Source organism: Pandoraea terrae (genome assembly GCF_902459695.1).
Taxonomy (GTDB): Bacteria; Pseudomonadota; Gammaproteobacteria; order Burkholderiales; family Burkholderiaceae; genus Pandoraea; species Pandoraea terrae.
In genome coordinates this window covers 73,413-91,337 of record NZ_CABPRZ010000016.1, presented here as the reverse complement: position 1 = coordinate 91,337, position 17,925 = coordinate 73,413, and the positions used below count along the sequence as shown (strand labels likewise).

The following is a 17,925-nucleotide window of genomic DNA, read 5'->3' as shown; positions in this document are numbered from 1 at the left end:
TTTCCAGCATCGTCTATAATGATCTGAGGGAATCCGGGGGTACTTGGGGGTACACCTGGGGGTACACCGACACTACTGCCGATCTGGTACCCCCAAATCAGGTACACCCCAGGGTAATAGGTACCTCTGATGGCCTTGTACCCGAATGAGATCGAACGATGGCACTGACCGATGTTCAGGTCCGCGCAGCAGCCCCGAGAGAAAAACAATATCGGCTCGCTGACAGCGGAGGTATGTATCTGGAAGTCCGCCCCAATGGTGGGCGGTATTGGCGTCTGAAGTACCGATTCGGCGGCAAGGAAAAGGCTCTGACCATAGGCGCATACCCAGGTGTGTCGCTGAAGGACGCACGGGCAAAGCGCGATGCCGCGAAGAAGCAGTTGGCCGATGGCATTGACCCGTCCATGATGAAGCAAGCGACCAAGCGCACAGCGCGGCAAAATGCCGAACATTCGTTCGAGGCGGTCGCGCGGGAGTGGCACGCCAAATTCGCGCCCACTTGGTCAGAGGGACACGGGGCGCGCCTCCTGCGACGACTGGAGGTTGACGCCTTCCCCTGGATCGGTGGCCGGCCCATCGCTGGCTTGGCCCCCCCCGAGGTTCTCGACGTGCTACGGCGGGTGGAAAAACGCGGTGCGCTCGAAACCGCTCACCGTCTGCGCGACAACATCGGCCAGGTCATGCGTTACGCGGTGGCGACTGGACGGGCCAGCAGGGACACCACCGCCGACCTACGAGGCGCACTCCCCCCGGTGCAGAAACGGCACTTTGCCGCCCTGATCGATCCTGCCATGGTGGCGGAACTGCTGCGCGCCATCGACGGTTACGCCGGCACCTTGCCCGTCTCCTGCGCGCTACGGCTGTCTCCACTGCTATTCCAACGCCCCGGTGAGCTGCGCAATGCTGAATGGTCGGAGTTCGACCTCGACGGCGCGACATGGGAAATCCCCACCATACGGATGAAGCGGACGAAACAAGGCAAGGCTGATGGTGGCGCTCACATCGTCCCATTGCCGACCCAAGCCATCACCATTCTGCGCGAGCTTGAACCACTGACCGGCGGCGGACGCTTCGTGTTCCCAAGTGTGCGGACCTCTGACCGCCCCATGTCGGACAACACCATCAATGCCGCCCTGCGCCGCCTGGGGTACGACAACGACATGATGACCGGTCACGGCTTCCGGGCAATGGCGCGTACGATCTTGGACGAGGTGCTCGACGTGCCGGTGGCGGTGATCGAGGCTCAACTCGCGCATGCCGTGAAAGACCCGCTGGGCCGCGCGTACAACCGTACCGCCCACCTACCCCAACGGCGAGAAATGATGCAGCGGTGGGCTGACTACTTGGACGAGTTGAAACGCGGCGCGACGGTCGTCCCCATTCGACAGGGGGCGTAGCCTTTTGGAGAGTCCGGCGGCAAATGACTCCCGGTTCGCCCAACAAGACGCCGAGAACGTGATCGTGCTGAGGGCCGGATGACCGACAAGCGCAAAAAGGCAATGACGGTGCCGACGATGCATCCGGCGATCCAAGAGGACCGCGACTTGGTTGAGTCGCTGGTGGCTGTGGCGACGCAATTCCTGGCGGACGCGGATATCCGGACAGGCGGCGATCAGTATCGCGCCGACCTGCAAACCCTACAAGAAGACGAAGATGCGTTCGTCCGTGCCCTCATGTTCGCCAAGCACATGTACCCCAACGAGAATTTCCCAGATGGAATGACCGAGCAGGACATCGATCCGCAATACCTCGCGCGGTACCCGTTCATGGCGGCGGTCGGGATCATTGACGCCGCAGCACGGTTCATGGAGCTCTCCGACAGGATCGCGGAACATCCGTCTCCGGTCCAATGCCACAACTACGCCCTCGCCTACTGGCGCATCAAATGGCTGGCGGACGCGCTGAAAATGTCGGACGTGTACAAGGACAACTTCCGTCGGCACCAAAGGAAAATCGCCAGCGCGCCACGTGGTGCCCGGCCGGATGCCCTTCAGCGGCTCATCGAAGAAATCGTGGAGGCGGACCCGACGTACGGCGCAAAACGGGTGCTCAGACAACTCGAAAAGTTGGAACCAGACGACGTCATCATGACCGTCACCGACACCTTTATCGAATGGCAGGACGACGACAAAACGATCAAAAAAACCCCCATCCACGGCCTTAAAGACCGTGTGAGCAGGGCGAAGGCGGCACTTAAAATTCGCGCTTAACCGGCTACCGGCGAACCCGCTTTCTATGCTTGGTCATGTGTTCCGGGGCAGCCCCGGACGACTCATTGGGAGTTAATTAAACATGGCCAACGCAATTCAAGAAGCGCTTGAGCGCAAGCGCATCCTCCGTCGCCCCCAAGTCGAAGCCTTGGTCGGCATTTCTCGGTCAAGCATTTACCAGCGAATTCAGGAAGGGACGTTCCCCGCTCCCGTTCGCCTTGGTCCCCGAGCCGTTGGCTGGCGCGTTGGGGACATCGACGCATTTTTGGCAAACCCCGCAGCCTACCGCGCACGCAGCGCCGTCGGCGAGATCGCCGGGTAAGGGGAAGCGCAATGATGTACGAAACAAAAAGCCCGACGGGGAGCGCCGGGCCGGAAAGACATACTCAAATGAATGGTACGAATTATAACGACCAGAATGACATCGATCAGTTCCGCGAGGCCCTTGCGCAGCACGGAATCGTGCCCCCCGCCGATCTCGCCGCCGATGGACAACGCCGCATAGCCGACGGCAGGTTCATCGTGCTCTACCACGGCGAGGGCATGATGGTTGGCTACCACGGCCCGCTGCCAGACGGCCCGCTGCGCCCGTGGTGCAGTAAGCCGAAAGGATTGAGGACGGACGCTGACGCGGAGTTCATCGGGCAGTGCGAGGCCAAGGCACGTAGTGAGGCAGACGAGGTCGTGCAGGAGGCCACCCAGCTCCACGGGGAGGGGGAGCACGAGCACACGTCGCCCCTTTTGTCCTACGAGGGAGCGGCCCTGCGGTACGCGGCGCAGGGTTGCCCAGTGTTCCCTCTAAAGCCCGGCGGCAAAGCCCCGCTGACGCCGCACGGCTTCAAGGACGCGACCACCGACCACGCAGTGATTCGCGACTGGTGGGCCCAGTGGCCAGACGCGAACATCGGCATCGTCACTGGCCGCGCATCGGGGCTCGTAGTAATCGACGTCGACGTCAAGGACGGCAGGTCGGGGATGGCGTCCCTGGACCAGCTCGAAGCCCGTTACGGCCCGTTCGACACGTTCAAGGTCCGCACACCCTCGGGCGGCCTGCATCTATGTTTCAACCTACCGCCGGGCTGCCCGGATCTCGGCTCCGGCAATGGGGTCATGCCCGGCATCGATGTGCGAGCCGACGGCGGATACATCGTCGCGCGCCCTTCCGTTGTCGACGGCGTGGCGTACTGCTGGGAGAACACGACGCCGCCTGCGCCGTTGCCCGAGGGCTTGATGGGACTATTCGCCCCATCGGCATCGGCAAACACTCCCGCCCCCGACGTGCGCGTGGAAGACCTGCGCGTGCCCGAGGAGATCAAGCAGTTAATCCGCGAGGGCAAGCCAACGGGGGAGCGCAGCGAGGCTTTATTTGGGGCCGTCCGCGCCATGATCCTGTGCGGCCACGACGGCGATGAAATCATCGGCGTGCTGATGGATCCTGCGAACGGGCTGAGCGAAAAGCCCCGTGAGCAGGGCCGCGCATGGCTCGAAGGGGAGATTCGGCGGGCACGCACCAAACCCGGCGACCCCAAACGGGCAGATTCATCCTCACCGAAGACGGGGCGGGCCAATCCGCTCGCGTCAATCATCAGCGCTGCCGAGCTGGCGACCCGCGAGTTCCCTGAACAGCGCTGGATCGTGCCCGGAATCATCCCCGAGGGCCTGAGCCTCCTCGCGGGGAAGAGCAAGTGCGGAAAATCGTGGTTGGCGCTGCAAACCGCCGTGGATGTGGCAAATGTTGGAGGCGATGTCCTCTACCTGGCCCTCGAAGATACGCAGCACCGGTTGCAGGACAGGCTTTCGCAGGTGTGTGGCGATGGTACGCCGCCCGAGAGGTTGTATTTGGCATCTCAGTCCAATTGGTATCGCCTCGACAGCGGCGGACTTAAGGACATCCGTCAATGGTTGCAGGAGCACTCCGAGGCCCGCTTGATAATCGTGGACACCCTGGCGAAAGTGAAGCCGCAGGGCCAACGCAACGGCAACTCGTACGGGGAAGACTATGCCGCGCTGGAGGGCCTGAAGCAACTGGCCGACGAGTTTCGGGTGGCGATCCTCGTTGTACACCATACTCGCAAGATGCCGGATTCCGACGACCCGTTCAACGAGATCAGCGGCACCACCGGATTAATGGGTTGTGCCGACACCGCGATGGTGCTGAAACGGCCACGGGGGAGCAATCAGGCCAACCTGTTCGTGACGGGCCGGGACGTGGAAGAGCAAAAGATGCCCATGACCTGGGACCCCGACCTGTGCCGGTGGGAGGAAGCACACGCCCCCCTATCGGCGGAGCATCAGGCCATCATCGACCTGCTGCGAGAGCGCGGCCCCTTGACGATGAAGGAAATCGTCGACGCGGCAAGCCCCATATCACCGGGGACGACCAAATCGCGCCTATCTCGGATGGTGGCAAATGGGCACATCGTGAACAGGGAAGGGAAGTACTTTATCGTTGAAAAATAATGTGGATGAGTAAGGCGTCGCTACTATCCAGGAACCAATGCAACCACCTTAACAATGAGAACCAATGGAACTGATGCAACCCGCGGAACCAATGAAACCTATGCAACCCTTGGAACCAACATGACGCAGCAGTGACCCCCGCAATCGGGAGCAGCGGTTGCAGCAGGTTCCAACCCCCAGGGAACCTCGGAAACCCGCGCCATGACTGACGTTACAGGGTTTTTGGTTTCATGGTTCCACAGGTTGCACGGGATAGGCAGATATACGAAAAATTGCCTCCGCGCACGGATGAGGAGCCTGTGCTTGTGCTCATGCGTCGCCCAGTTCGGCGGCGAGTGATTGAGTGCCTGTGTGCGCGTGTGCCCGGTACGCCAGCTCAACTTCCCGCCCCAACTTCCCCAGCCAAGTTGCAGATGCAGCAGAGTTGCAAACTCGCCCACGACCTGATGAGGCCACCCCTCAGCCTCCCGCCGGGCGCATCGACGAAATAGAAGAACCAGCCCATGATCCCGCCCAACTTGCAGATCGCCCCGGTCCATGGCGGCGAAGGCCGAGGTCCCGCGCGACATGAGCGCGAAGTGCTGGCTGTGTCGGCAAGTAGGACTATGAACTACAAGTTAGTTGCCGATGGGGCGGGATGGCACAAGAACTGTGCGCAGTTCCGCAGCGTATGCCGGATGCCTTCTGGTTGCCCGCGTTGAAGGGGTATTCATCGGGGTACTGCTAGTCTCTTTTCGGAAAAGCCTTTTCCGCCCGCCTGATGCGTGAGAGTAACTCTGTAGCATCGGTCTTTAATCGTTCCGCGCCCGCTGCGAGAGCTGGGGTCTGGACCACGCGTTGATCTTCGTGTACAGCTTGCAGACTGAGGTCAATGTGCTGATCAAGAAAGGCGAGTTCCCCGCCTATGATCCGCAACTGCGTGGATGTCGGATCACCGTGGCCCTCCGAGACAAGCCAGAGCATTGTTGACGCCGATTTGCCTGCCTGGTCAATAGCATCGGCTTGCGCCAATATGTCTTCGGCAAGATATCGCTCCTCTCCGCGCAGCAAACGCGCCATTGCCAAAAGCTCCCGTTCATCAGCAGTAATCGCCTTCGTCGCCTTGAATATATCCCCGCTCATGGCATACGCTACGGTGCTCTCTGCGTGCGCCAGGCTCGCATGTATGGCACCGAGACAAACGCCGAGCATCAGATGGCGCCCCATATTTTTGGATATCAAAGTCATGGTGCCTCGTGCGGGGAAAACGGATGCTGGATATCCTCAAGGTGCCCGAGAGGGCCTTATTGTGACTGGACGACGATCAACGGCGGCCGGTACGGATTGCCGGCCCCGTATGGGTTGTTGATACTGTCCGGTGAATACGGACTGCCATAGCGTCCGTAAGGGTTCGACGTGGAGTCCGGATCGTACGGATTGGTACTCAGGCGACCGTGGTACTGGCCTTGGTTGTCGTATATCCGGGGCGCATCCGTCGCGTACGGATTCGTCCAGGATTTGTTGCTGTAGGGACTGCCATTCTCGCTGTATGGGTTCATCAGCCCGCCTGCCTTATATGGACTGCCAGCGCCGTATGGGTTATTCAGGCACTCCGGCGCATACGGGCAGACCTGTGCTTGTGCCCCATGCAGGATTAAGGCAAGAAATACGAAAAATCCAAGCTCGCCCCATTGTTTCAAGTGCATAGCCATGTTGTTCCTCCGCCCACCATAAACAACTCGCCCTTCGTGCATTATAGGCAGTCGTCGAGAACAGCGGCGTTGGAACAATCGATGCCACCGCAGCGGCACGTATGCGCTTTTGCTGCTGGTTCATGTTTCCTCTCCCGGCCGTGTCGGCGAGTCGCGCTGGAGGTCCCCCCAAGCACTATTACCACGGGCATCTCAGGTGGGGGAATAAAGGGGCGCGGCCTCCGCGTCACTCACCCCGGCAGCGGAGCCGCCCTGCCTTGCGCCAAACGCGCGCAATCTGTCCGCGACCTCGCGGAGCGGCATTCGGGCAGCCGCTGTGCTTGTGCTCACTCGCAACCGCTCGCGCTGCTCAAGCGTCATGGTCAGAATCGCCAGCAGGTCCTTGATCACGATTGGTCTGCGCAGCACCCGCCCGTCGCGGGCCACCACGTACTCGCCCTGCTCCAGCCGGTCCATCACGGAAGCCATCGCCAAGTCGATCATCCGGCTGAGGGCAGCATCAATTTCCGCCCCTTTTTCCGCGCCAACTTCCGCCAGCATCTGCGCCCACCACTCGGTCTGGGTCCAGTGGTACAGGGTGCGCGTCGGAATACCTGTGGCATGCGCCACCTTGTGGATGTTCCCGAGCAGGAGGTACTGGACGACGGCGGCGCGTCGGTCCTCGTCGGTGTAGCAGCTTCCCTGGTGAGAAGCGAGAAGGGCAAGAGCCATGGCGCGATCCCCTGAAACACTGAATTGAAATCAATTCTAGACGACAATCGAGATGCGATTTGCAGGTGCCGTCCCGAAACTCGCCGCAGTGTACGCATTAACATTTCGGCCCACGGCATCGCATGGGGATGCCCCCTCAGGGGGCGCACTTGATACTTTCCTGAACGGCAGCTATTTGGTTTCAAATTCGAAGTCCGGCATGGAGAAGAACGGTGCTCTCCAGCGTTCGATCCAAAGACGCCCAAGCGCCTGCTCATCTTCCGGAATGTATCGCTGATTTACCGCCCGATAGGATCGCATCGCAATCTGGACGAGATGCATGATAGATTCTTTGCAATTGTCCACACTTCGAATCCCTTTGAAGCGTACGTTTGATTTCGAGAATGCGATGTGATCGAAGTGTGACCCCGAATGGACCACATTCGAACCCTTGGAGTAGAAGATGATGTATTCATATTTTCGAGAAAGTGCGGACGCGATGTCAGCAATGCTTTTGAAACCCATCGGCTGATACCACTGTGCGGGACGCCGATACTTCTTCGTATATTTCTCAAACGATTCTTGTATTCCGGCCAGTTCAGGTTGAGCCAGAATGGCATTCACCCTTTCCAGATACGTGGCCGTCTCATCGGGATTCATTTCCGATGTCCACGAATCGTCAATGCCCGCTTGTGCAAGACTATCGACGAACCTTTTATTTTCTGGCGTTCCGCTAGAGGCTCGAATCGCCCATTGCTTCTGATCGCGCAGCGAAGCCACGTAGTAGTGCTTTGCCTTGTTTTCCGAATCGGACGACAACATCCATTCAAGGTAAAACGACGCCTCACACGCGGCGCGAGCTTGCAGATGCGCAGAATGAATGGCGCCGATTCGAATCAGCGCGTCGGCGGCATCGACCATCGCAACGACTTGCTTCAGCAGCACCCCGAGCGCAATGGCGTCCGTGAGTTGTCGCGGACTGTGGGCGTATGCACTGCAAATCAAATCGGCGCCGTAGTCCGCAAGCTCTCGAATCATGTCACATTGCTGCCCCAAGTGAGTTTCTATCACTTTGGCAGGAGCTTGGCGGTCGAGTATCAAGCGGGATTGCTCATTCATTGAATCAGTCAAAGTGACCTCCAGTGCGGCATGAACAGCCGCTCGTCCAATATGACCGGGCATGGTTCTGCAGGCCCCCATTAGCATTTTGCCTGAACTACGTGATGGTATTGCGCCACCCTCTGGTCAGTGCGTTGAAGAAATTCTCATCGCGGGAGGTACAGATGCTGAGTCGCCAGTACCTACCCCCGCCTGCGGGCAAGACGGTTCTCGACAAATCGAAGATGCTGGTCGTGTGCGCCATACACGTATTTATCCGCCTGACTCACGATCAAATTGTTTAGTGATTTGGTGACTGCTTTGATTCCGTGTGACATCACGCTGTCAAACGCGGTCTGCGCACGGGTTGCGAAAAAGATGAATTTTGGTGAAAGAGGCATCGCGACGAAGCATCGGTCATCGACGACCCCGTGGGACAAATACACGGGGCGGTCGCCGGTGAGCAGATCCGGAAAATCCTCGGTGATGCCCACAGTCCACCAGCGCATCCGGATAAGCGCGTCATGCGTTTCTTGATGTGTGATGATGCCGGGCAGGAGCTGCTTGCCATAGTTGCCCAGTATTTGTGGCGCGTTCCGTTCCACCCACTCGGTTAAGGTCGGCGGGTCATTCGCACCGCGAACAGCCGCGTATTCTTCCGGATTTGCGCGAAGAGATTGCCGAAGCCCTTCAGCCGCCTGCTTGGTGATCTGATCGACCTTGGTCGGACTGCGAACGAGAAGTGACATCACAAAGCGAGTCCATGCCTCACGGAGTTCGGTGGTGAGCTTTAAATTGTCGCGCTCAATCAATACATTGAGTGCCCGCGCTGCCGGGTCGTCCACGACGGGTGCCATGAAATTCTTTTCGATACTGTTCTTGGCTTCTGAAACGTACCCGTCGAGGCCGTATAGACCGCGCTCGTAGCCGGTATTTTTCGGGGCAATCGGCGCGGCCACGACGTCTCGATGAGGACGGTAGTACCGGACCACCTGGCCGTCATGTCCTGCCCACCCGCAAAGGTAGAACTTTGGAAGGTAGTGATGCTTATCTGGTTCGCTCATGGTCGCGCATGCTCCATACACCTTGTTTTTATGGAGAATCTCCATTGGGATATTAAAATGCGTCGCCTGTTTCCGGGCATTTCAACCACGCCCTCAAGTCTAATGAGCTTGGTCCGTGCAAACATGGACGTGTCAGCACCTGCCCCCTTTGCCGTCGGGTATCCACCGCTTCAGTCAGGTGCCCGGGAGCAGCGTTGCCAAGACGGACGCGTGGGCAGCAGGCTCATCATGAATTGAGGGGCTTGCGACACCATCTCAAGCGGTGATGTGCGCCTTTTCGGCGAAGCGCCCCCTCTCGCCCCTCGGAGGACGCCAGGCGGCCCCAGCAGCGGTTGGCGGGGCGCTGCATGTCTCCTCGGGTATATCAGTATCAACCAGTACGCGCGAGGCCATCCTGCGCGATTCTGACAGGTCGTCGCGCTGACACGGGTTCGTTTCTTGGCTTAGAAATCACCGGGAGGCGTTATCACTTCACGAGGCCAGATATGGATTTCCGCTGAGCCGATTTTCCCCCCACCCGGGGTCGCCCCGACGAAGCATGCTTTTGCCCTGATGGGACGCATGCGATGGGCTCGTACGACACGACTACACCCGATGGGCTGATCGGGAATTCTTGGGTGAGCGACGGAAAATTTTCTGGATGGGGTGCGGGGTAGCGTCGCGCCCCCTCGCGGATATTTCGAACCAAGGTCGACGCGGCAATGTTAACCGCGCCTAATGCGGCCGCCATCATTCGTTGCAGAAGAGCATGCAATCCCGGCCCATGCCGTTGCACACTTGGTGGCAGATGGTCGGGCCGGAGGGTACGCTCGGCTTTCGCGCCACTCGCGGTGTCCTCGAACACGCGCTCGCATCCGGCCTGGGCCAACGCATCGCGTTGCAGGTCAAGGTGCTGGTCGTCCGTGGAGACGTGGGCGTAGCCAATCAACATACGATTCCAGGTTGTGCGATGAAAATCCAGTATAGTCGGACGTTGAAAGATGGAAGCTGATACTGGGTGCTTTTTGCACGGTTTTCCACGAGGTCGGGCGTTCAGGCGGACAGCATCCATCAAACCATCGTTTCTTGGACGAAACATCCACTGGAGGGATACGCATGGACCCAAAGGGTTTTCCCACTGCCTGGTCGACGTTCTGTGGTGCGCAGAAAAGAGGGGAGCAGTTATTCAGCTTTGTCACGCCCATTTCCAAAGTCAATCGTTTTGCCGCGAGGTTCCGGGTCGCCAAGTCTTTTCGGGGAATTGACCTCGAAGGGATCGCGGAGGAAACATCCCTAGGCTACGCGGCGCTCTGCAAGGTCCTGCTCGTTTATTCAACATTTGAAACGTTCCTCAAAATCACAGGGGAAAAAAACACGGAGGCTGTCCGAGCAGATCTAGACGCACACGGCGCGAAGTCGCTCCTTGCCACTATTCGGAAGGCGGACAAGGACAATCGCTTCTTTAGATTTCTTCAGAAGCACGTAAACAAAAAATTGGAGACTCAGCTTAAGAGCTACCTTGACGGAGAACCATGCAATGTCGCCGACCTTGCTGCTGCCATTCGGCACATCTTTGCGCACGGCTGGCTTAGCCCCGGCGCGGATAAATGTAATCCCAAGTCTGTAGCTAAAATCTGCAATGCTGTTTGTGATTTTCTGCTTGATTTCATGGACTCGAAATTCTCTACCCACATCGACAAGGGCATGCAGAAAATGCATGGCAGTGTTCCCGCCCGGTGAATCGCAGGACTGCAAACGCGTAGAATGCAAACACGGCCAGTTTGAAATACAAGTCATGACATCTATGGCCGCCCGTTGGCGGCCGAAACGGAACGCGGGACGACGGCAACGTGCGGGCCCGACAAGATGCAACACAAAAATCGAACGCACACGGGGGCCAAGATGATTAGAAGGCGGAGCGCAACATGCATCGGCATTGCCACTGTACTTTTGGGTTGCATCGCGGGTTGCCAAAAACCGGCAGGAACGTCCACCGAAGCGGCGGCCTCGCAATCTGGGAGCACGCAATCGCCCCAAGCGGCCCCGACGTCTGAGGTTCATTCAAATTCACCGTCGGGCGCCGAGGACTGGATCGGCGTCACCTTGTCGAGCAAGCAAACCCAGTCCACTGAATATTGCGACCTTCACTTCGATGTGGATAACCACACCGGCTTGAATTTCTCCGATCTATGGATCAAGGTGGTCACCCGCGACTCGACCGGCAACATCGTCGAACAGGCACACATTCACGATCGCGTTACGCCGCATGGCCAGGCCGCCATGAGTTTACTCGCGAGCCATTGCCCCTCCGTGTCGTCCGTCGAATTGATGGGTGTTGAAAGGATCACCGAAGTTGATGGCGCTGCAGTCCCATCGGACGCGGCGAACGACCACATCATGTCCCTGCCGCTCCGTTGGGCTAACCGGGTTCAAGACCTTTCGTTTAAAGCTACCGGCGGCCCGATGCCTGACTCAGCAACCCGCGGCCCGTCGTCGCAGGATGCTACGGCCGCACCGGCGCCCCGCGGAACGAACCTCTTGGAGCGCGCGCTGGACCCATTCGCGCCGCGCAAAACGCTGTTTGACCAATTTCAGGACCAAGGCGACCTCAACGCGGTCAACACATTCTATGGTCTTCCGGTGCATGAACTGTCGGTGCAGTGGAAGCGGTCGGGCGGTTATAGCGTGGCGATCATGGAGGTTCCCGCAGGCGTGGCTCCGGTACAAGTCCGAACGGCGCTATCGGCTGCCTGCGAAGTCGCGCCCTCCGCATGGACTTACGCGGTCGACCCGTGGCCCAGGGGCAGCGCGAAAAATGGCGAAATGACGTGCAGCTACGTCGGATCGGAGCGGTCCTCGGGGCTCGAAGTGTCCATCGGCCCGAGCGAGGAGCCGAGTGCCAACACGCTGCCGGCTGCCGTCGCGACCGTGTCAACCGAATCGAGCCCGCCAGGTCCCGTCGTGTCCAATGGGCCGGCGGCCCCCGTCGTTGCGACGGCCGCTCAATCCGACCCGCTGGCGCCGGTAATCAACTGCCATACCGCCGCCGACTGCGCAAAGGCGATGTTGACTGCGGCGAAGTCGCAAAACCTTGCGGCGGCCATGGCGGCGGCCACGGCCATGGCCGCACTGCCCAAGCCTGCCCGCGGCGACCGCGGAACCGCGCGCAAACTCAATAATGACGGGCTTTCGGCGCTCTCGTCCGGCGATACGAACCGCGCGGTAAAGCTGTTCAGCCAGGCTACCTTTGCCGATCCTGGAGACCAGGAGGCTCTCGGCAACCTGGCATTCGCCTACTCGGCCGCAGGCGATCAGATCAAAGCCGAAGACACAGCCGTTCTGGCGCTGTCCATCAACGCGAGGCGCACGAGCATTTGGGCACCCTTGGCGGTGACGCTGGCCAAAGAGCGTCGGGAAGGCCAAGCGTTGGAAGCGATGTGGCTCGCTTATCAGTTCTCGGGCGACAAAGAAAAGACGCTCAGCTTCATCCACGCGAAGTTGGCGTCAGAGACCGATCCGGCCGTGTCGAAGATGTATGCCGACAGTGCCGCTTGGTTCGAGCAAAACAAGACGCCGGATGGGCTTTGAGCCGTTCAGGTCGGGCGGGTTTGTGGCTGGGGTTACCCCATAATTCGGAAATCAAAGCACGATAGCCGCGTCGCAGAATCAATGGAATCAGAGACTTTTCTTTAGCGCTGACGGACGAGAAATCAGAACTCTGAGGCGACCCCATGAAAAAGATGATTGCTGTAGTGGCTTTGCTGATAGCGGGTTACGCGGCCCACCAATGGCCGCCAGCACGGGAGCAATCATGACGATCAACGGGAACGAGCTGGACAAACTCGACGCGACAATCGCGCGTGCCGTTGCGGATTCCGAGCGAGCAGCGAACCGACGGCCCTTGTCGAATATCAAACTGGCTCAGGCAGACCGACTTTAGAAACGCAAAACAGGATATGAAAAATATGCTTAAAATGGCTGCAGTACTTACGACGTTCACCGCCGTCTCCGCGACGTCCGCACACGCCGAAGACACGCGAGCCATTGGAACACCGAATGGCGGCCATGAAATCCTGCACATGGAAATGGGTTGCAGTGACGCGGCGAGCGTTGGATACCCCGTTCCTGACATGCCAGGTCGCGTCGTCCAATACATTGCGCCAAATGGTCAGGTAACGGCAATGGGGTGCTGGAAGCGGTCAGCCGACGGGAAATTGAGTATCACTTGGGCCGGTGCGGACCCGACCGGCGCACCTGCACCGCAACCGTTTCAAGGCAACAAGGCCGCAGTTTGTGACAATCTCGCTAAATTAGCCGCGCTGTTTGTCAAGGCGCGTGACGAAGGGACGCCGGAATCTCATGAGCTTGAACTGATTGCGCGTAGCAATGCCACGCCAGCCATGCGCAAAGCCGATATTGCGCTCGTCAATGCTGTATACACCAGCCCAGGCTGGCGCAACGTGGACGAGTCGCACGCCTACTCTGTCACGCATAAAACTTGCATGCAAGGCGGATTACTCGCAGGTCAGCAATAAAGGAGACAGACGGATGGTTAAGGTCATTTCATGTGGACGGCTTATGCCACACACGCTTGGCATGGCGGCTTGGTGCTGACCGAGACGGGATGGCGTCGAGTAGCGTTGAAGCGGTGAGCGTTGCTGCGGGTACCGAGAGTTCAGCAGATCAATGGACGGCGCGGGCTGCTCGAAGGGTCGTGTGGGCAGGAAGAATCGGAATGTGTCGGGCCGACAGAGCAGCGCAAGGCCGTGGGGCATTTCTCGCGCTAGAAATAGCCCCGCCCCATCCACCACAGGGCGCGAACACCTTCACCCGCGCAGGGACGCGTTTTGCCCCCACCCGGGGGTCTGGTCAGGAATTCTGGGGCAGCCCCGCTTCGCAGGGAGCGCGGGCCGGGAAGGCAACAATTCCGATGTCCGCCCGCCTACAGAAAAAGCGCCGCCCACTTGGGACACATCGGGGGTAGTATTCTGGGGGTACTTTTGGGGGTACTTCTGAATTCCAAAAGTCACAGAACAAGCAACAATAAAGCTTTCCAGCCACAATGAGATTGACGCCGCCCCACCAATATTCAGTCCAAGATTGTCCAAAGTTGTCCTAAAACCCGCGTCAGCTCTGGCTACGCGGGTTTTTTGTTGTACAGTGTTGTCCAACGAAACCCAACGACATCAGGGGCAACTCGGGGCAACTCGGGGGCAACTCGGGGGCAACTCTGGGGGCATTTTGCTTCTGCCGAAAACAGTTGCCCCCAATGACACTTACCGACACTGCACTGCGCAACGCAACGCCTTCTGACGAGCCTGTCCGGATAACCGACGCGGCCAGGCTGTATATCGAGATCTCCCCCAAAGGGGGTAAGTGGTGGCGCTTCAAATACCGGTTCGCGGGCAAGGAAAAAAACGCCTCTCGCTCGGCGTTTAGGCAGAGGGAACGATCCTCTGTGGCACTTCACCCAGCAAGTTCCATTATGTCGGTTATAATTGACAATCACCGACATATCGGAACATCATTTCGCATGGAGAACAGCCACCAACACATCCTGGACCTGGCCCGCACGCTGGGACTCCTCCGCCCGCGCGACCTCGTCGCGCAAGGGCTGCCTCGTGTTGCGCTCACACGTTTGGTTCGGCAGGGCCTGCTCACTCGCATCGGTCGAGGTCTGTACGCGATTCCTGACCGCCCGGTGTCGGAGCATGGCTCTTTGGCCGAAGTAGCACGCAAGCATCCGCATGCCATCGTCTGCCTGCTGTCGGCGCTCCGCGTGCACGACCTCACCACGCAGTCGCCGTTCGAGGTTTGGCTGGGCATTCCCAACAAAGCGCGGGCGCCAAAGCTGGAGTACCCGCCACTGCGCATCGTACGGTTTTCGGGATCTTCGCTGACCGATGGTATCGAAGAACACCAGGTCGATGGCGTGACGGTCCGCGTGACCAGCGTCGCCCGCACCGTGGCCGACTGCTTCAAATTCCGCAACAAGATCGGCCTTGATGTGGCGCTGGAGGCACTGCAGGAGGCTTGGCACGCCAAACGGGTCCGCATGGATGATCTCTGGCGTTACGCCACCCTGTGCCGGGTGGCCAATGTCATGCGTCCCTACATGGAGAGTCTGTCATGAACGATCGCAACGTGGCAGCCTCCGTACGTGCCCGGCTGCTCAATCGCGCACGCGAGACCCAGCAGGATTTCAGTCTGGTACTCACGCGCTATGCCATTGAGCGCCTGCTGTATCGCATCAGCATCTCGAACCACGCTGACCAGTTCCTGCTGAAAGGTGCGCTGCTGTTCGACCTGTGGTTCGACATCCCGCACCGTCCGACGCGGGATGCTGACTTTTTGGGGTTTGGTGCGACGGAGTTGCCGCACCTCGAGGGCATCTTCAAGGAGATCTGTGGCATCGAAGTCCGTGATGGTGTGGCATTTCAACCTGACACGGTGCGCGCCGCCGAAATTCGCAAAGAGGCCAACTACGCCGGTGTGCGGGTGATGTTGCTCGGCATGATCGATAGTGCACGCTGTCAGATCCAAATCGACATTGGCTTTGGCGACGCCGTCACGCCGGGACCTGAAGATGTCGAGTACCCCGTCATGCTGCCGGAGTTCGCGGCACCGAAGCTGCGCGCCTATCCACGCTACACCGTGGTCGCAGAGAAGTTCGAGGCGTTGTCATCGCTGGGCATCGCCAACAGTCGCATGAAGGATTACTTTGATCTCTGGATACTGGCTCGCCACACCGACTTCGACGGCGACATCCTCCGCCAAGCCGCGCAGCGCACGTTTGATCGTCGCAAGACGGCATTGACGCAGCAAGCTCCCTTCGGTCTCACGGACGCTTTTGCCCAAGATGCGCAGAAGCAAACACAATGGCTGGCATTCTTGAAGAAGAACAGACTTCAAGAACTGACGCTTGAGGAAGTTATCATTGCAGTGCGCGCCTTCCTGCTGCCTGTCCTGCACTCGGCCAGCGCCGATGCGGCACTCCCACTATATTGGTCCGCTGGCGGCCCGTGGTCGCCAGCGAAGGATGCGCTCCGAACACGGGTGCCATTGCCAACTCTTGTCACCATCGACCCGCACGGGAGCAAGCTTGGCCAACCCGGATCTTCTCGATAGCGCCCCAAAGACCGCGCACATCGTCGCTGCGCAAGCGAGCCCGTGCGACGAGCTCGTCATCCGCACGCAGCCCACCGCGGTTGACCGCCCGTGCCGGCGCAAGCGTCTTGCGCTCGCGGCGACGATCCTCGGCTCGAGTATGGCGTTCATCGACGGCTCCGTCGTCAATGTCGCGCTGCCCGCCATTCAGCGCGAGCTCGGCGCGAGCGTCGCTGCGATGCAGTGGATCGTCAACGCCTACCTGCTCTTTCTCGGGTCGCTCGTGCTGGTGGGCGGATCAATGGGCGACAAGCTCGGCCGCCGCACCGTGTTCATCACGGGCATCGGGGTCTTCACGCTGGCGTCGGCCGCCTGCGGGCTCGCGCCGAGCGCGGGTTCGTTGATCGCCGCGCGCGCGGTACAGGGCATTGGCGCGGCGCTCTTCGTTCCCAGCAGTCTCGCGATCATCGGCGCCGTATTTGAAGGCGAGGCGCGCGGACGGGCAATCGGCACCTGGGCGGGCGTCGGCGCGATCACGTCGGCGGTGGGGCCGGTCGCGGGCGGCTTGCTCGTCGACGCGTTGTCGTGGCGCGCGATCTTCTTCCTCAACGTCCCGCTTGCAGCAGTGACGATTGCGCTCGCGATTTCGTCGGTGCCGAACAGCCACAAGCTCGATGCGCCTCATCAGTTGGACTGGCCCGGCGCGCTGAGCGCGGCAGCGGGGCTCGCCGCCCTCACCTATGGCCTGACCGAGGCGTCGGCGCGCGGCTTCGCCCATCCGCTCGTACTGTGCGCGATCGGCGCCGGCGTGATCGTGCTGGCCGCATTCGTGATGATCGAAGCGAACAGCCGTCACCCCATGATGCCGCTCGACGTATTCCGCTCGCGCGATTTCACCGGCGCCAACGTCGTCACGCTGCTGCTCTACTTCGGTCTGAGCGGCGCGCTGTTCTTCCTGCCCTTCACGCTGATCCGCGCACATGGCTACACGGCAACCGAAGCGGGCGCGGCGCTACTGCCGGTACCGGTCACCATCGGCTTGCTTTCGCACTTCACCGGCGGCCTGACGAGCCGCTTCGGTTCGCGGGTCCTGTTGAGCGCTGGCCCGGGCGTCGCCGGCATCGGGTTCGTGATGCTGGCATTGCCGTTCGTGCCCGGCAGCTATTGGGCCGGATTCTTCCCTGCGCTCGCCGTGCTCGGGCTCGGCATGACGATCACCGTCGCGCCACTCACGACGACTGTGATGGGCTCGGTGCCGGGCGACCGCGCAGGCGTCGCATCCGGCATCAACAACGCGGTTGCACGCGTGGCGAGCCTGCTGGCGATTGCGGTGCTCGGCATCGTGTTCGTGTGGTCGCACCACGCGGCGCTGGCGGTGCGGCTCGATGAACTGCACGTTCCTCAGGAGGCACGCCAGACCGGGCAGTTGCTGGAGCCGGACGCACAAGCCGGGGCGGCAGCCGGCGATGCCCATACGCCGCCCCAGACACCCGTGGCGCTGGCGGAAGCCGACGCCATCGCTGACGCGCTGCGCGCCGTCGCGCTGGTGTCCGCGGCTTGCGCGTTCGCAGGAGCGGGTCTCGCGTTGGCGACTATCCAGCCCCGCAAGTGATGTGCTTCACGTCG

The 17,925-nt window shown here is 60.1% G+C and carries 16 protein-coding genes and 2 pseudogenes; 11 read left to right on the top strand and 7 right to left on the bottom strand.

Translation table 11 applies throughout. The annotated features are described in order from the left end of the window. Positions 1-158 precede the first annotated feature (158 nt). The 4 genes from PTE30175_RS18205 (at position 159) to PTE30175_RS18190 (ending at position 4,670) form a co-directional block, all read left to right on the top strand. Positions 159-1,397, top strand: coding sequence for a tyrosine-type recombinase/integrase (locus tag PTE30175_RS18205; RefSeq protein WP_150698477.1), 1,239 nt, complete (start codon positions 159-161; stop codon positions 1,395-1,397). Positions 1,398-1,475: 78 nt separating this feature from the next. Further along, positions 1,476-2,210 (top strand): hypothetical protein, encoded by a 735-nt coding sequence (locus PTE30175_RS18200; protein WP_150698476.1) that lies wholly within the window; start codon positions 1,476-1,478, stop codon positions 2,208-2,210. Positions 2,211-2,292: 82 nt separating this feature from the next. After that, positions 2,293-2,532 carry a helix-turn-helix transcriptional regulator gene (locus PTE30175_RS18195; RefSeq protein ID WP_150698475.1) on the top strand — a complete coding sequence of 80 codons (240 nt, stop codon included), beginning with the start codon at positions 2,293-2,295 and terminating at the stop codon, positions 2,530-2,532. 11 nt (positions 2,533-2,543) lie between these two features. Next, a complete protein-coding gene (locus PTE30175_RS18190; protein ID WP_150698474.1) occupies positions 2,544-4,670 on the top strand; it encodes a bifunctional DNA primase/polymerase in 2,127 nt (708 codons plus the stop codon). A 723-nt stretch (positions 4,671-5,393) separates the two neighbouring features. Here the strand turns inward: PTE30175_RS18190 and PTE30175_RS18185 are convergent. The 7 genes and pseudogenes from PTE30175_RS18185 to PTE30175_RS18160 form a co-directional block, all read right to left on the bottom strand. Next, positions 5,394-5,897, bottom strand: coding sequence for a hypothetical protein (locus PTE30175_RS18185; RefSeq protein ID WP_150698473.1), 504 nt, complete (start codon positions 5,895-5,897; stop codon positions 5,394-5,396). Between the two features lie 56 nt (positions 5,898-5,953). After that, positions 5,954-6,208: a hypothetical protein gene (locus tag PTE30175_RS18180; RefSeq protein WP_224788845.1), complete on the bottom strand. Its 255-nt coding sequence runs from the start codon at positions 6,206-6,208 to the stop codon at positions 5,954-5,956. Positions 6,209-6,248: 40 nt separating this feature from the next. Next, positions 6,249-6,485 (bottom strand): hypothetical protein, encoded by a 237-nt coding sequence (locus PTE30175_RS28290; RefSeq protein WP_191629131.1) that lies wholly within the window; start codon positions 6,483-6,485, stop codon positions 6,249-6,251. A 68-nt stretch (positions 6,486-6,553) separates the two neighbouring features. Then, positions 6,554-7,072 (bottom strand): hypothetical protein, encoded by a 519-nt coding sequence (locus tag PTE30175_RS18175; protein ID WP_150698472.1) that lies wholly within the window; start codon positions 7,070-7,072, stop codon positions 6,554-6,556. A 171-nt stretch (positions 7,073-7,243) separates the two neighbouring features. Then, positions 7,244-8,233, bottom strand: coding sequence for a DUF5677 domain-containing protein (locus PTE30175_RS18170; protein WP_191629127.1), 990 nt, complete (start codon positions 8,231-8,233; stop codon positions 7,244-7,246). Positions 8,234-8,352: 119 nt separating this feature from the next. Further along, positions 8,353-9,213, bottom strand: coding sequence for a DUF4238 domain-containing protein (locus PTE30175_RS18165; protein ID WP_191629126.1), 861 nt, complete (start codon positions 9,211-9,213; stop codon positions 8,353-8,355). An 805-nt stretch (positions 9,214-10,018) separates the two neighbouring features. Then, positions 10,019-10,144: pseudogene (locus tag PTE30175_RS18160) on the bottom strand (recombinase family protein); the annotation flags it as partial. 164 nt (positions 10,145-10,308) lie between these two features. Here PTE30175_RS18160 and PTE30175_RS18155 point away from each other — a divergent pair. From PTE30175_RS18155 to PTE30175_RS18130, 7 genes and pseudogenes are all read left to right on the top strand, one after another. Further along, a complete protein-coding gene (locus PTE30175_RS18155) occupies positions 10,309-10,932 on the top strand; it encodes a hypothetical protein (protein WP_150698469.1) in 624 nt (207 codons plus the stop codon). A gap of 363 nt (positions 10,933-11,295) precedes the next feature. After that, the gene (locus PTE30175_RS18150) at positions 11,296-12,780 is read left to right on the top strand and encodes a tetratricopeptide repeat protein (RefSeq protein WP_150698468.1); all 1,485 of its coding nucleotides are present in this window, start codon (positions 11,296-11,298) and stop codon (positions 12,778-12,780) included. Positions 12,781-13,148: 368 nt separating this feature from the next. After that, positions 13,149-13,727, top strand: coding sequence for a hypothetical protein (locus tag PTE30175_RS18145; protein WP_150698467.1), 579 nt, complete (start codon positions 13,149-13,151; stop codon positions 13,725-13,727). Positions 13,728-14,461: 734 nt separating this feature from the next. Continuing rightward, a pseudogene (locus PTE30175_RS29130) lies at positions 14,462-14,554 on the top strand (hypothetical protein); the annotation flags it as partial. Positions 14,555-14,725: 171 nt separating this feature from the next. After that, positions 14,726-15,325 carry a type IV toxin-antitoxin system AbiEi family antitoxin domain-containing protein gene (locus PTE30175_RS18140; protein WP_150698466.1) on the top strand — a complete coding sequence of 200 codons (600 nt, stop codon included), beginning with the start codon at positions 14,726-14,728 and terminating at the stop codon, positions 15,323-15,325. Beyond that, on the top strand, positions 15,322-16,320 hold the full coding sequence (locus PTE30175_RS18135) for a nucleotidyl transferase AbiEii/AbiGii toxin family protein (protein WP_150698465.1): 999 nt from the start codon (positions 15,322-15,324) through the stop codon (positions 16,318-16,320). The genes PTE30175_RS18140 and PTE30175_RS18135 overlap by 4 nt, the downstream gene beginning before the upstream one ends. Beyond that, positions 16,295-17,911, top strand: coding sequence for an MFS transporter (locus PTE30175_RS18130; protein WP_150698464.1), 1,617 nt, complete (start codon positions 16,295-16,297; stop codon positions 17,909-17,911). The genes PTE30175_RS18135 and PTE30175_RS18130 overlap by 26 nt, the downstream gene beginning before the upstream one ends. Positions 17,912-17,925 lie beyond the last annotated feature (14 nt).